Consider the following 14,233-nt stretch of genomic DNA (forward strand, 5'->3'; position numbering starts at 1 on the left):
GCTTACTACAGCCCTCATTTTTACACCAAGTGGAGGCTATTCGATGCTTAACGAAAACTATGCTTCAACTGTTGCCGGGAACACAGTACTGACGTCGATATGGATACAGGTCATAAGAGGGGAGGTCAGCACATCCGTAACTCCATAGGTTTCCAGCAGCATGAACTTCCCATCTGTGGATATAAATTGATCGATTGTGCGATGGACAGGGTCTGCAATCCAGTACTCTCTAACCCCAAATCGTTCATATTGACGCTTTTTTCGAATCTTGTCATTCTGACTCGTACTCGGTGATAGAATCTCCAACACGAGGTCAGGCGCTCCTTCGATGCGCTTCTCCTTAATGATCGAATCGCGTTCATGCTGAATGACTACAAGATCGGGTTGAAACTGGTTTTCCTCATCCAGATATACATCGATAGGAGAGTAAAGAATGGTAGCATTTGAGTGGCAGGTTTGGTGAAGCATGAGGAAGAGGCTTGCGGAAATTTTCTGGTGAGTTACTGTAGGAGATGGGGAAAGATCATAGCGAATGCCTTCAATGACCTCGTATCGCTCGTACTCCATTCCCAGGAACTCTTGAGTGGTCTCAGAATAAGATTCTTGCTGTTCTTTGACACGGTCTACGGGGATTGTCGATTTGATTGACACCATATTTATCAGCTCCTAGTTTGGAACGTACATTAAATCCATTGTACCCGACCAAGTGTAGGCGTGCAATCATCATAGCTTGCGGCTTTGGTAAATGTTGCGACATCCGTTATTTGGGTGCCGTGAAATGGTTGCCCGTGCTATACTACTCGTAGCGAATTCATATTTTCATAGGAATGGGAGCAATTATATATGTCACAAAATTCAACTGAATCCGTGCTGCTTGTTGACGGCATGGCCTTATTATTTCGCGGTTTCTACGCTACATCCTCTAGCGGTTACATCATGAGAACCGATAAAGGTGTGCCGATTAACGGTGTATACGGATTTCTGAAATATTTGCTAGATGCGATCGGCGCCTTCAAGCCGACCCACGTCGTGTGCTGCTGGGATATGGGAAGCAAGACCTTCCGTACAGAGAAGTTCGAAGCCTACAAAGCGAATCGCGGACCGGCTCCGGAGGAGTTAATCCCACAATTTGATTTGGTTAAAGACGTGACCGCAAGTTTTAACATTCCGAATGTAGGCGTAGTTGGCTATGAAGCCGATGATTGTATCGGTACATTGGCTCGTACATACAGCCCTCACACGAAAGTGCAAATCTTAACCGGGGATCATGATATGCTCCAGCTTGTGAATGAGAATACCGAAGTTATTATTATGAAAAAAGGGCAATCCAACTACATGGTGTATACGCTAGATACACTCATGGAAGAGAAGAGTCTGACTCCAGCTCAAATCATTGATCTAAAGGGATTAACGGGAGATACGGCGGATAATTACCCTGGGGTTAAAGGGATTGGGGAGAAGACAGCTACGAAGCTGCTGAATGAGTACCAGAACATCGCGGGTATCCTAGAAAACTTAGCTGCACTTCCGAAGGGCGTACGCGCTAAGATCGAGGCTGAGCTGGATATGCTTCATCTATCGCTTGATCTAGCAACGATACGTTTGGATGCGCCAGTCGCTTGTGCACTTGAAGATTGCGAGTGGGCGATGGAGCGGGAGAAGGTCATCAGCAAGTTCGAGGAATTAGAGTACAAAGGATTAATGAGATTGATCGGATAACGCATCATTTAAGGGACAGTGCCTACTCGTAGGTACTGTCTTTTCTCATTTTTACGTTAAGCTGAAACTGAAAATTGAACAAAGAAAACGGTTTTTTGCATTACCAAATGTTAGTAGATATCAGATAATAGCTTTGTAAGCGATTACGGTTTCTGAAATGTACGTACAAAGGGGAGAAAAACCATGAAAAAGGCAATTGTCACATTAATGTCATTATCCATGATTTTCACTGCAACCGCTTGTTCTTCGGGTACTTCTAGTAACCAAAGTGGAGGAGCTACAACAGCGCCAACAACAACAACGACTCCTAGTGCAACAGTTAATGCGAGTAAGGAACCAGTCAAGCTACGTATGGCATGGTGGGGTGGTCAAGCGCGCCACGATTACACGCTTAAAATCATTGAAATGTATGAGAAAGCACATCCGAATGTTGACATTGAGGCTGAATATGCTGCTTTTGACGATTATTGGAAAAAGCTAGCTCCTCAGGCTGCTGCTAACCAACTTCCAGATATTATCCAAATGGATATCTCTTATTTAACCCAATACGGCGGAAGAAATCAGCTGGCTGATTTGACGCCATTCACGAAGAGTAAAATTCTGAATGTGGACGACGTTAGTCCAAATGCCTTATCAGGTGGTCAGGTGGGCAGTAAACTCGTTGCTATGAACATCGGGGTTAATGCTTTAACCAGCATGATGGACTTTGAGATGTTGAAAAAAGCGGGCATTACGCCTCCAGAGAAAAACTGGACATGGAGTGATATGGACGCGATGGCTACGAAAGCGAAAGCGGCGGGTAAAATCATGGGCGGATTCCGGGATGACGTTTTCTTCCCTTATTATTTACGTACACTTGGTCAAAAAATGTATAACGCAGAGGGGACAGGTCTAGGCTATACCGATGATAAACTGTTTATCGATTATTTCAACCAAACTCAGAAATGGTACGATGCTGGGGTCTTGCTGCCACTTGATAAAGCTGCACAAAAGAAAGGCACACCGGAAGATGATGAGATGACATTGGGGAATTCCATTTCCTCCAATGGTTGGTCGAACCAATTCATAGGTTTAGCAAATGCATCGAAACGTGACCTTGTTCTACAGCCAATGCCAGGCCCTGATGCGAACAAAGGGTTGTTCCTCAAACCAAGTATGTATTGGTCAGTATCCAGTAGCTCCAAAGTACAAGAAGAAGCTGCTAAATTCATTGATTTCTGGATCAATGATGTTGAAGCGAACAAAATTATTAAAGGTGAGCGCGGCGTACCAGTAGCTTCCAAAGTGAAAGAGGCGTTGAAACCACTTTTGAGCCCAAATGAAATCAAAGTATTTGACTATGTGGCATGGGCTGAGAAAAACAGTACCCCTATGGATCCTCCGAATCCAGTGGGTTCCATTGAAATCGAGAAGCTGCTCAAAGATACAGTTGAGAAAATTTTGTACAAGAAAATTACGGTTCAAGAAGCGGCTGCAGCATTCCGTAAAGACGCAACAGCTATTTTGGACAAAAACAAAAAGTAACAGTAAGCTTGAAACAGGGGGACCTTACTTGGTCCCTTTCTTCGTTTTGACTTACCTACATGTGCTCGTCTTTGTCGAATAATGCGCTCTGAAAATTAAACATTAGAGTCTGTTATTTAAATTCTATTTTCAAATAGAACTTCTATAATTGAACTCATCCCACTGTGAAATCATGTGGATAACAACACGTTATTAGGAGGCTTTATGCTAACAATCACTAGGAAGCTAAGAAGTGGTCAACGGTTATTGTCGAAGCTATTATCTTGTACAATTTTAGTAACCCTACTCATGTCCACGTTTGTAATTCCTGCTTCTGCTGCAGATACAGCTCTTGTATCTGACGACTTTAGCGGCTATCCGCCAGGCTTACTGACGATAGGAAGCGGCAATACATGGACCAAAGAGGGAACTGCTCCTGAAATCAATATCGTGAAGGAGCAGACGGTATCGGGGTCAACCTATGCTTCCATTAGCCATGGTGTTGATGCTTCTGCCTATCTGGGACAACGCTTTCCCGCACAGAACGCGGGTATGATTTTCGAGTTTGATGTTAACTTGCCTTCGAATAAAGGCGCAACCTTGTTTTTGATGGATGGGAAAGTAAATGCGACGACTTCAGCGGCGCAGCGGTATCAGCTCGATGCAGGGTTGATCAAACGATTTAACGGCACGAGTCAGATCACATATAATACATCGCATTGGTATCGGTTTCAAATGATATTTAATATCCCGCAAAGAACCAATACCGTGCGTATCACCGATTTAAACGATGGTACAAGCGTTACCTGGCCGGAAACCTTTAATAATACGAATGTTTCGAAAATAAGTAGTTTTGGATTCTCCATGACTCGAAGTGGAGGGAAAATCAATCTTGCCAATGTACGTGTAACGTCATTGGACTTGAATTTAAACACTCTCCAGTTAAGTAGCGGGGATGTTGTCCCGCAATTAGTGCCGAATTTTGATCCGAAAGTGGACAATTACACCATAGACGTTCCATACTCCGTGAATACGCTCTCGGTTAACCCGACTGCTAGCAACCCTAGCGGTTCTATCGTTCGAGTTGGAGGGGCTGATGTGGTCAGCGGAGGATCGGCACCTGTCACCCTGACAGGGACCTCAACCAGTATTGGCGTGACGGTCACGTCAAATGTATATACAGATATTTCGAAGACGTATACCGTTAATGTCAATAAACTAAGCAAGGCTCCGAATTTGGACTATGTGACTTCGGAAGCGCATGATAGCAAAGTACAAATCGGATGGGAAGAAACGATGGATACTTCCTACGAGAAAGCAAATATATACCAAGTTAACAACGATCAATCTCTTACACTGGTTGATACGGTTGCCAAAGGCAAATATTTCTCAACCCTGACAGGACTTACGAACGGCACGGCCTATACGTATTTGGTGAAAGGTGTATACCAGTATGAGGGTGAAGCGCCTATTGAATCCTCGGGTGTGACGGTATCTGCAACGCCAGCAGCATTACCTGCAAGGCAAATGGAAGGTCTTAACCGTGGTTTGGTAGCTATGAAAGATGGCAACGACGTATATGTAGGATGGCGCTTGTTAGGTACTGACCCGGAAGATATTTCGTTTAATCTATATCGTAACGGGTTGAAGATTAATCAGGATCCGATTGCAGGCAGTACGAACTATGAGGACGCGCTAGGCAACGCGGATTCGACTTATTATGTAGTCCCCGTGCTGAATGGCATGGAGCAGAAGCGTTCCGAAACAGCTCATGTATGGGATATGAACTACTTGAACGTACCGATCCAGAAACCAGCAGACGGTGTTACACCACTGGGCGACACCTATTCTTATCGTGCCAACGATGCTACAGTTGGTGACCTTGATGGAGACGGACAGTTTGAAATCGTACTGAAATGGGATCCTACGAATTCCAAAGATAATTCCGTTTCTGGTTATACAGGAAATACGTATGTGGATGCCTATGAACTTGACGGAACATTCAAATGGAGAATCGATTTGGGCAAAAACATTCGGGCAGGGGCTCACTATTTGGATGTCATGGTATACGATTTGGACGGCGATGGCAAGGCGGAAGTCACCTTCCGAACAGCCGATGGAACGATTGATGGCCAAGGCAATGTGATAGGCGATGCAACGGCAGATCACCGTAATGCCAGCGGCTATATTTTGACTGGTCCGGAATTCCATACCGTCTTTGAAGGTGCGACGGGCAAAATGCTCGCGACAGATGCATACGAACCAGAAAGGGGTAATGTCGGCGATTGGGGAGACACCTACGGCAATCGTGTAGACCGATTTGGCGCAGCTATTGCCTATCTGGATGGTGAAAGACCGAGCATTGTTATGCAGCGCGGATATTATACAAGAATGGTTTTCGTTGCATATAACTGGAGAGATGGCGAGCTTACCAAACTTTGGACGTTCGATACCAAAAATCCCGGAAGCACCTCTTATGCAGGACAAGGAAATCATCAATTGAGTATTGCTGACATCGATGGGGACGGCAAGGATGAAATTGTTACAGGTCCAGCAGCAATCAACGACGATGGAACACCGTTATGGAATTCACTATTAGGACACGGGGATGCGATGCACTTAGGCGACCTAGAGCCTGATAGGTTGGGGTTGGAGTTATTCGCTGTTCAAGAAACGACATCGGTGCCATACTCCTCAGATTTAAAGGATGCGAAGACAGGTCGAGTTCTCTGGGGACAACCGCAGCTTGGACTTGATATTGGTCGCGGTTTAACGGCTGACATTGACCCAAGATACAAAGGCGAAGAGGCTTGGAACATTGGCGGTGAATGGAACAGTACAGCGGGTTCTTTATTCTCGTCAAAAGGTGAAAAGATATCAACTTCGATTCCATCCTCTAATTTTGCGATCTGGTGGGACGGAGATCTGGGAAGAGAGCTGCTTGACCATCAGTGGTTAGATGAACCGCTTCGAGTGGGTATCCCCAAAATTGATAAGTGGAATTACCAAACGAATCAATTGGAAAATATCGCAACATTCAATGGAACATACTCGAATAATGATACGAAAGGCAACCCGGCGTTGCAAGCGGACATCCTCGGTGACTGGCGCGAAGAGGTGATTGCGAGAACAGAAGACAGTACTGCGCTGCGGATTTATTCGACGACAGATCTAACGGACCATCGTATTTACACGCTCATGCACGATCCTGTTTATAGACTAGGCATTGCATGGCAAAATACGGGTTATAATCAACCGCCGCACACCAGTTTTTATCTAGGTAACGGTATGGATACGCCTCCGAAGCCGAATATTCGCGCAACAGAAGTACTGGCTACTGGCGTTGAAATATCCAGCGCTGTTAATGAAATAATGGTTGGAGAACAGCTGCAATTCAGCGCTAATGTTACGCCAGAAGCAGTCCCGAGCAATTCGGTGACATGGGCTGTTTATCAAGAAGATGGCTCGACAACGGACTTGGCGACGATCAATGTGGACGGACTTTTGACGGCCGTTGCGGTAGGCAAAGTGAAGATCACAGCCATGGCTAATGATGGTTCAGGAGCTATGGGTAGTGCAGTTATTAGGATTAAGGCGGCTAGTACAGATAAGCCTAATTCGCCAGATACCAGTATCGGAATCATTCCTCCTGTTGGATCTGAGTTACCAATAGGCTCCATCAAACATGTAGTGAATGTTGATGCAAGCGGGCATGCAATCGCAGATATTAATTCTGAGGATTTGAGTAAAGCCATCCAATCTGCTAATGGAGGAACGATCACAATCGAGCTAAGTTCTGCTGCAGGCTTTAACGCTGTCGAGGTGAAGCTGCCAGCAGAGTCATTCCATCCATCAGCGGGTCAGCAGGCTCCGAAGGTTGAGATCTCAACGGGATTAGGTACAGTAAGTCTTGATTCCCAGTGGTTCAAAGATAATGTGAATGATGCGTCATCACAAGTGGAGTTGTCGGTTAGCAAGGTCGAAGTGTCCTCGCTTTCCACGCAAGCTCAAGAGCTTTTGAATGGTAATCCAGTGTATGAGTTCAATTTAAGCGTAGACGGCAAAAAGATAAACAATTTTAACGGCCACGTGTTCGTTTCGCTAGACTATACCCTGAAACCTGGCCAAGAAGCGGGTAAGATCGTCGTATACGATTTGGATGAGAATGGATCCATTCAACCAGTTACGAATGGAGCTTACAATGCGGTGACAAGCAAAGTGGCGTTTAAGCCAGCACATTTTAGCAAATATGCAGCGGCCTACGTAGATGTTAGCTTCGATGATATTGCACATGTTGGTTGGGCGAAGGCAGGGATCGAAGCACTCGCAGCCCGAGGTGTCATTGATGGGATGGGTGGTCATGCATTTCTTCCAGACAGTCAAGTGACTCGCGCACAATTTGTGAAAATGTTGATGCAAGCGTTCGAACTTGCTGATAACAAGGCGATTAGCGCACTAAGTGATGTTAAAGCGGGCGAGTGGTACTATAGCTCGATTGCAGCTGCTGAGAAACTAGGCATTGTTGAAGGCAAGAGTGATGGAACGTTTGGTATCAATGATCCGATCTTAAGAGAGGATATGGCTGTGATGGCCTATCGCGCAGCAGAGTTGCTTCAATTAAATTTGAAGGGTGCTTCAGTGGAACAGTCGTTTACAGATAAATCCAACATCGCAGACTATGCGGTAAAAGCAGTAGAAACGATGCAACAGGGTGGTATCATCCAAGGAGTTACTGCTCATTCATTCGAACCGAAAAGCTCGGCAACACGAGCGCAATCAGCCGTAATTATCTACCGATTATTCCAGAAACAATAGTGAAAAAGTGGGACAGTGCCAATTCAAGGGCACTGTCCCTTTTTAAGTAACCGTGGATTGCCTATAGCGCAGCGGTGTCATTTTCGTCATTTGACGGAAAACACGTCCGAATTGTACGAGAGACCCGAAACCAACCTGCTCAGCGATGACAATTACTTTCAGCCTCGTCGTTGCTAGCAGCAGCTGAGCTTCTTGCACGCGAACGAGATTTACATATTCAATCAGTGAAAATCCGGTGATTTCCTTGAACATCCGGCTTAAATAAGCGGGGCTGATTTCAAACTTTTCAGCAAGCTCTTCCAGGCGGATCGGCTCAGCGAAGTGTGTGTTGATAAAGCGTACGATGGTGGATATTTTCCGATGCAAGGGCGAGACATGTTCGGGAGAAGTGACGGGATGTATGCGCACGAAACGTGCCGTGAATAATAGCAGTTCAACTAGAAAGTGTGTGATAGCGAAAGATTGACCAAGATGGGGCTCCTTCGCTTCCTGAATTAATTTGCCAAGAATGTCTTCAACGAGCCTTCGAGTAGGCAGATCCAGCCTGAGTACAGGCGTAGCATGCGTAAATGCATCTAGTAGGAAGGGTGCCTCTTCATTCATACTTTCCAATAAGCTGTTGCTAAAATTAATGACGACACGCGCATGTCCTAGCTTATCTGAATCGGAAGTCGCGTGAAGCTCACGTCGATTGATGAGGACCAAATCACCCGGGAGAATGAGATACGAGCGATCGCGAATGAAATACATGCGTTCTCCTTCGTATAAGTAATAGAGCTCATACATATCATGCATGTGCTGTGTTCGCTCGAAGGAGCCGGAACGATGAATATGCTGAATGTAAAAAGGGCCTTCATCTTCATTGCCGAAGGTCACGGTACGGGACATAGGGGGGACTCCTTATTGGGAAATGAGTTAACTGAAGTATACCATGAATTTAGTGAAAAATATGAATAGTTTTAGTGATAAATAGGAATAGATGATGAGAAAACGCTCGTTACTTGCGCTAAAATGAAACTATAGCATCGTAAAGCAAACGCTTTCCAAAAATAGGGGGAAATCATACATGAACGCACTTATAGAGGCAGTACGCGCAGGGAAGGTAAACGAGTTTTCATCAGAAGTAATCAAGGTGTATGCATCTTCCCTAACACTAGTCGGAGATACAACACTCCTTATGGTACGCACAACAGAAGGTAAACGACTAATCGTTGTGGGCTCAGGAGAATTGTTCGACCAACTGCAGGGTGAAGTCGTAGATGGCGAGAAAGTGGCTCCGCTAACGCACGAAAATCGCTTGATCATCAATCAATTTTTGCCATACACAGCTCCACAAGCCTTCGGTACACAAGTAGCAACGATGGGCTTAGGAGATCGACTTGGTATTGCAAGCCCGGGCCATATCCAAACGATCCGCGGCAAAGATATTCGCCCGGTTCTTGCTCAACAAAGTATTCGTGAGCTTGCGTTGACAGGCCGCACGTATGAAGATGTTCTGGATGCAGCGGCTTACGCTGTTCTGCAAGAGGGCTACAAAGATGGGTATGGCGCTGACGGCGACCACTTGAAGAAAGAAGAAGACATCGAGTACGCACTGCGTCTTGGTTTTACAATGCTAACACTTGATTGCTCCGAGAATATCGACAACACGATTGAATCCATGTCTGCAGCGGACATCGCAGCGAAATACGAGCAACTGCCTGCTAGCTTGCGCAACCGCTATGAAGAGCGCTACTTGCAAACTGCAGCGAATGTACCGGGAGCTACGCTTGCGTATACGGCTGAAGCTTTGAAGAAAGATGTCTTGATCTATGATGCTGCGATTAATTTCATGGAAGCCATCTACCGCAAGTATATCGTTACACTTGATCGTGCGGTTGATTTCGAAATTTCAATTGATGAAACAGCGACACCGACATCCCCTGAGGCACATTATTTGGTGGCCAATGAGCTGCGTGACCGCGGTGTTACGATTTTCAGTATGGCGCCACGCTTCTGCGGCGAATTCCAAAAAGGGATCGACTACATCGGAGATATCGTGCAATTTGAGCGTGAGCTAGCTAGTCATGCTGCGATTGCTGTACATTTTGAATACAAGCTAAGTATCCACTCCGGCAGTGATAAATTCAGTGTGTTCCCGTTGATCGGGCAATACACGAATGGTTTGTTCCATATCAAAACGGCGGGTACGAACTGGCTTGAAGCGGTACGTGTTATTGCGAAAGTGAATCCTACACTTTATCGCCGCATGCATCAATATGCGCTTGATCACTTTGTAGAAGCGACAGCTTACTACCACGTGACGACAGATATCAGCGCAATTGTCCCACTTAGCGATGTAACGGATGCACAGTTGCCTGATTACATGGAAGAAAATAATGCACGTCAATTACTGCACATCACGTATGGTCTTCTTCTTCAAGCGAAAAATGGCGATGGCAGCCGTACTTTTGCAGATGAGTTTTTCCAAACGATGGCTGAGCAAGAGGATGCCTTTGCTGACGGACTTCGTCATCACATTGGCAGACACTTGGAGCTGTTGGGTAAATAATCCTCCTAACAACAAACGCCACGAACATCCCAATTACGGGTGTTCGTGGCGTTTGTTTTGTAGCTAGGACAAGCCTTCGGTAGACTCACCTATTGCATCATCTGCGCCAGGGTAGTCCCTTGTAATACCTTCATGCAGCTCGCGATTTTCATACGCGAATCGGTTGGTCGGGCGTTGGTCCTCTCGCCAAGGAGTGCTTTTCCCAAGAGACTCTGACATCATGCTTGTGCCATAGGGCCCTTCTGGAAACTCCTCAGGTATCATGTCGTTTCGCTGTGACTCCACTGTTTCTAAGTCGGTGTACGCAGCAAGGCGGTCTTCTGAGAGGAAGCCTAATCCCTCTACTTGGTTGATAAATGGTGACTTTTTACGCATGGATAAGCCTCCTTTTCAGGTAATGCTTTTTCCAGTGTCCCCCGTCACTCCCTTAAATATCCGTGAAATGAATCGAACCGATAATTTGAGATAAGAATTCAGTTAACTCTTGGGCTTGTTCCTCATTAATTTTAAAAACATGCTCGAGATAGCCTTCTTCAGCTAAGTCATCCGGGCCAATAACGGCGCTGCGTCCCGATTGCAAATCGATGACCAGCTTTTTGCCATAATAACGGGTAGTTGTCATGATTGCGAGGTCAAAACGGTGTAAAGCATTGCCTACGAAACACACAAAACGCGTTGTTGTTTCTTCTTGATGATCATATAAAAAGTCATAATCAGACATGAGGGCCCTCCATTCTCTTTCTAGTATGGGTCTATTATACCCCATAAAGGCTTGGGGGCAAAATGGTTCTTGCGCCTATCTGACAAACATGGTATGATTTGGATATTAGAAAAAGGAAGCACCTTTTCTGTCCTAACGGGCGGAAGAGGTGCTTTTTCGTTTTTCTGAAACTAATTTTGCGAAATGTCTGGAGGCATGGTAAGGGATGAATATTGTATTTTTGAACACGTTGGAGAAAAATTCGGGGGACCAGCAAGTGCTCTCCGCGCAAGTTTCCATTGCTGAAGAACAAGGGATTTGGAGTGTTTATTGGAGTGAACCTGACTTGGATGGTAAGCTAGGACAGGATGAATGGTACCAGGGCATAAGCTGGGATGAGATGCTGTATGCATTCCGTCAGGGCTTGCGTGAGAAAATTCGAATCGGCTTCCGGCCGTTGGTACACACGGAATTAGATCTTACGCAAGGCTTAACAGGTAAGGCGAAAATGACACAAATGCTAACCTATTACTGTGAGGAAAATCCGAACGAGGAGATGTACGAGTCACTTCGCACATGGCGCCGCGAGCAGGCTGTTCGTGAGAAGAAGGCGCCTTATATCCTCGCAACGAACCGTGTTCTGCGGATGATTTCGGTCTTTTTACCGCAGACCAAGGAAGAACTTCAACAAATTCCAGGCTTCGGCGAGCAGAAAACCGCGATGTACGCGGATCAATTGCTTGGACTGATCGGAGAGGCCACACGTACAAACGGATTTCCATTGGATTGGGTTGCCAACTATGTGGACATGATGAAATTCGAAAGCTGGCTCCTTGCTCAGAAGGAACAGAAGCTGCGAATTGAGCTTGATCGTGAAGTTAGTAAACGTAAGTTACTGGAAATCGTTGCTGGAGGCGGCAGCTTAGCTGATCTCCAAGCGAATCTGACGATGCCGCGGAGAGAATTACTGTTATGGGTGGAAGATTTGGATCGTGAAGGCTACGATATGGATCCGCTTGTAGAAGCGGAGCTAACTTCGATCCCAGAGGAAGAGCAGATTAGAGCATGGAATGCGTATGAATCGGAGGGGGATCGTTACCTGAAGCCAGTACTCAAGTGCCTCACGGGGACCGAGGAGCTCAAAGGTAAAGAGCTAGACAGAGCCTATGAATGGCTGCGTCTGCTTCGGTTGCGTTTCCGTAGAGAGAAGGAAAGAAACACAATCCAAGCCGCTAGCTAATTCATATTGACAAAGGCCAGCCAGGTATGATTAAATGGTCAATAATCTAATACCGTCAATGCGATGACGAACACGGGCGAAGCCCAAAGTAGGAGAAATGCCGCTGCTGCAGAGAGTCGGTGGAAGGTGCAAACCGATGCAAGCATGTTTTCCGAATTACAGTTCTGAGTTGGTGGAGGGAACGTGCTTCTAGGGGCATAAGTAGCTTACACCCGGCAATTATTTGTCGTTAATTTTCTAAGTGAAAGAGAAGTTACATGCCATTGGCGTGTAATCGATCTCTTTAATTAGGGTGGTACCGCGAGACAACCTTCTCGTCCCTTTGTGGACGTTGAGGTTGTCTTTTTTGTTTTCTTTTGACCAATTTGAACGGAGGGATCGTATGTTTTCATGGGATCAGCTTACGGTAGAGCAACAGCAACTTGTAGAGCATCAACTTAGTATCCTCAAACGTGGCGCAGCGGAAATCGTGCCGGAAGAAGCACTCAAACAGAAGATTATGAAGGCGGTTGTGACAGGGACTCCGCTCAAAGTAAAGCTAGGCTTAGATCCATCTGCACCTGATATTCACATCGGTCATACCGTCGTCCTTCACAAGCTTCGTCAATTCCAAGATTTGGGCCATGAGGTTCAGCTCATTATCGGTGATTTCACGGGGCGCATCGGCGATCCAACAGGGAAATCCGAGACGCGTAAACAGCTCTCGGAGGAGGATGTGTTGCATAATGCGCAAACGTACCAGACGCAGCTAGCCAAAGTGTTGGATCTGAACAAGACGTCGTTCTACTACAATTCTTCTTGGTTAGGAGAGTTACGCTTCGATGATGTGCTAAGACTTGCTGGTAAAGTGACTGTTGCGCGCATGCTCGAAAGAGATGACTTTGCAAAACGCTATGCGGCGAATCAGCCGATACATGTACACGAATTTTTTTACCCGCTTATGCAAGGTTACGATTCGGTCTCCTTAGAAAGCGATGTTGAACTAGGTGGCACCGATCAGACCTTTAATATCTTGATGGGACGCACACTCCAAGGCGCATATGAGATCAAAGAGGGTCAAGTGGCCATCCTGATGCCGTTGCTTGAGGGGCTAGATGGCGTTCAGAAGATGAGCAAAAGTTTGCGCAACTACATCGGAATTGATGAGCAACCGAATGAGATGTTCGGCAAAACCATGTCCATTCCGGACACGCTCATGATCAAATATTTCGAGTTAACGACAGCATTATCGACTAACGGAATAGAGGAGCTGCGGCAAGGGCTAGAAGCGGGTACGATCCATCCAAGAGACGCTAAACTGAAGCTCGCTAAGCAGTACGTCGCGATGTACCATGGCGATCAGGCTGCCGAGGAGGCGGAGCAGCATTTCATTACGGTTTTTCAGAAGCGGGCTTTACCCGACGAGATTGAGGAAGCGAGTCTGAGCCGGAATCACTTAGATGCAGGACGGATCTCGATCATCAAGCTGTTAGTCAGCTTAGCACTGCAAGCATCGAATGGGGAAGCAAGGCGGAGTGTGGAGCAAGGGGCCGTGAAGATCAACGAACAGAAGTTGACCGATATTCATGCGCAAATCACACCAGTAGATGGAGATATCTTGCAAGTGGGTAAACGTAAATTTGTTAAAATTAAGCTTTCGTAGCTAGACGCACAAAAGGGTGACTTCTCAGCAACATTTTGCTAGAGTCACCCTTATCTATAGAAC

10 protein-coding genes and 1 other annotated feature are annotated in these 14,233 nt (G+C 46.1%); of the genes, 6 read left to right on the forward strand and 4 right to left on the reverse strand.

Features of this window, described 5'->3' with window-relative positions; translation table 11 throughout:
* Window positions 1-57: 57 nt before the first annotated feature.
* Window positions 58-654, reverse strand: coding sequence for a Uma2 family endonuclease (locus AC58PQ_RS04340; protein WP_497240747.1), 597 nt, complete (start codon window positions 652-654; stop codon window positions 58-60).
* Window positions 655-843: 189 nt separating this feature from the next.
* On the opposite strand from AC58PQ_RS04340, the gene AC58PQ_RS04345 reads away from it, so the two are divergent.
* From AC58PQ_RS04345 to AC58PQ_RS04355, 3 genes are all read left to right on the forward strand, one after another.
* Window positions 844-1,719, forward strand: a complete 876-nt coding sequence (locus AC58PQ_RS04345) for a 5'-3' exonuclease (RefSeq protein ID WP_497240748.1) — start codon at window positions 844-846, stop codon at window positions 1,717-1,719.
* 183 nt (window positions 1,720-1,902) lie between these two features.
* Window positions 1,903-3,243 (forward strand): ABC transporter substrate-binding protein, encoded by a 1,341-nt coding sequence (locus AC58PQ_RS04350; protein ID WP_497240749.1) that lies wholly within the window; start codon window positions 1,903-1,905, stop codon window positions 3,241-3,243.
* A 204-nt stretch (window positions 3,244-3,447) separates the two neighbouring features.
* On the forward strand, window positions 3,448-8,037 hold the full coding sequence (locus AC58PQ_RS04355; RefSeq protein WP_497240750.1) for a rhamnogalacturonan lyase family protein: 4,590 nt from the start codon (window positions 3,448-3,450) through the stop codon (window positions 8,035-8,037).
* 42 nt (window positions 8,038-8,079) lie between these two features.
* Here AC58PQ_RS04355 and AC58PQ_RS04360 read toward each other — a convergent pair whose 3' ends face one another.
* Window positions 8,080-8,925 carry an AraC family transcriptional regulator gene (locus AC58PQ_RS04360; protein ID WP_497240751.1) on the reverse strand — a complete coding sequence of 282 codons (846 nt, stop codon included), beginning with the start codon at window positions 8,923-8,925 and terminating at the stop codon, window positions 8,080-8,082.
* 178 nt (window positions 8,926-9,103) lie between these two features.
* Here AC58PQ_RS04360 and AC58PQ_RS04365 point away from each other — a divergent pair, with 178 nt between their 5' ends.
* Window positions 9,104-10,588 carry a tagaturonate epimerase family protein gene (locus AC58PQ_RS04365; RefSeq protein ID WP_497240752.1) on the forward strand — a complete coding sequence of 495 codons (1,485 nt, stop codon included), beginning with the start codon at window positions 9,104-9,106 and terminating at the stop codon, window positions 10,586-10,588.
* A 63-nt stretch (window positions 10,589-10,651) separates the two neighbouring features.
* Here AC58PQ_RS04365 and AC58PQ_RS04370 read toward each other — a convergent pair whose 3' ends face one another.
* Window positions 10,652-10,963 carry a hypothetical protein gene (locus AC58PQ_RS04370; RefSeq protein ID WP_497240753.1) on the reverse strand — a complete coding sequence of 104 codons (312 nt, stop codon included), beginning with the start codon at window positions 10,961-10,963 and terminating at the stop codon, window positions 10,652-10,654.
* A 52-nt stretch (window positions 10,964-11,015) separates the two neighbouring features.
* Window positions 11,016-11,309, reverse strand: a complete 294-nt coding sequence (locus tag AC58PQ_RS04375) for a DUF3055 domain-containing protein (RefSeq protein WP_477587500.1) — start codon at window positions 11,307-11,309, stop codon at window positions 11,016-11,018.
* 205 nt (window positions 11,310-11,514) lie between these two features.
* On the opposite strand from AC58PQ_RS04375, the gene AC58PQ_RS04380 reads away from it, so the two are divergent.
* On the forward strand, window positions 11,515-12,528 hold the full coding sequence (locus AC58PQ_RS04380; RefSeq protein WP_497240754.1) for an HRDC domain-containing protein: 1,014 nt from the start codon (window positions 11,515-11,517) through the stop codon (window positions 12,526-12,528).
* A 66-nt stretch (window positions 12,529-12,594) separates the two neighbouring features.
* Window positions 12,595-12,853: a binding site (T-box leader), on the forward strand.
* Between the two features lie 57 nt (window positions 12,854-12,910).
* A complete protein-coding gene (tyrS, locus tag AC58PQ_RS04385) occupies window positions 12,911-14,170 on the forward strand; it encodes a tyrosine--tRNA ligase (protein WP_497240755.1) in 1,260 nt (419 codons plus the stop codon).
* The last annotated feature ends 63 nt before the right edge of the window (window positions 14,171-14,233 follow it).

It is taken from the genome of Paenibacillus sp. J22P143 (genome assembly GCF_059692035.1).

Excerpts from the sequence above, each read along its gene's own strand:
- AC58PQ_RS04340 (WP_497240747.1), bottom strand. The coding sequence starts at position 654 with ATGGTGTCAATCAAATCGACAATCCCCGTAGACCGTGTCAAAGAACAG.
- AC58PQ_RS04345 (WP_497240748.1), top strand. The coding sequence starts at position 844 with ATGTCACAAAATTCAACTGAATCCGTGCTGCTTGTTGACGGCATGGCC.
- AC58PQ_RS04350 (WP_497240749.1), top strand. The coding sequence starts at position 1,903 with ATGAAAAAGGCAATTGTCACATTAATGTCATTATCCATGATTTTCACT.
- AC58PQ_RS04355 (WP_497240750.1), top strand. The coding sequence starts at position 3,448 with ATGCTAACAATCACTAGGAAGCTAAGAAGTGGTCAACGGTTATTGTCG.
- AC58PQ_RS04360 (WP_497240751.1), bottom strand. The coding sequence starts at position 8,925 with ATGTCCCGTACCGTGACCTTCGGCAATGAAGATGAAGGCCCTTTTTAC.
- AC58PQ_RS04365 (WP_497240752.1), top strand. The coding sequence starts at position 9,104 with ATGAACGCACTTATAGAGGCAGTACGCGCAGGGAAGGTAAACGAGTTT.
- AC58PQ_RS04370 (WP_497240753.1), bottom strand. The coding sequence starts at position 10,963 with ATGCGTAAAAAGTCACCATTTATCAACCAAGTAGAGGGATTAGGCTTC.
- AC58PQ_RS04375 (WP_477587500.1), bottom strand. The coding sequence starts at position 11,309 with ATGTCTGATTATGACTTTTTATATGATCATCAAGAAGAAACAACAACG.
- AC58PQ_RS04380 (WP_497240754.1), top strand. The coding sequence starts at position 11,515 with ATGAATATTGTATTTTTGAACACGTTGGAGAAAAATTCGGGGGACCAG.
- tyrS (WP_497240755.1), top strand. The coding sequence starts at position 12,911 with ATGTTTTCATGGGATCAGCTTACGGTAGAGCAACAGCAACTTGTAGAG.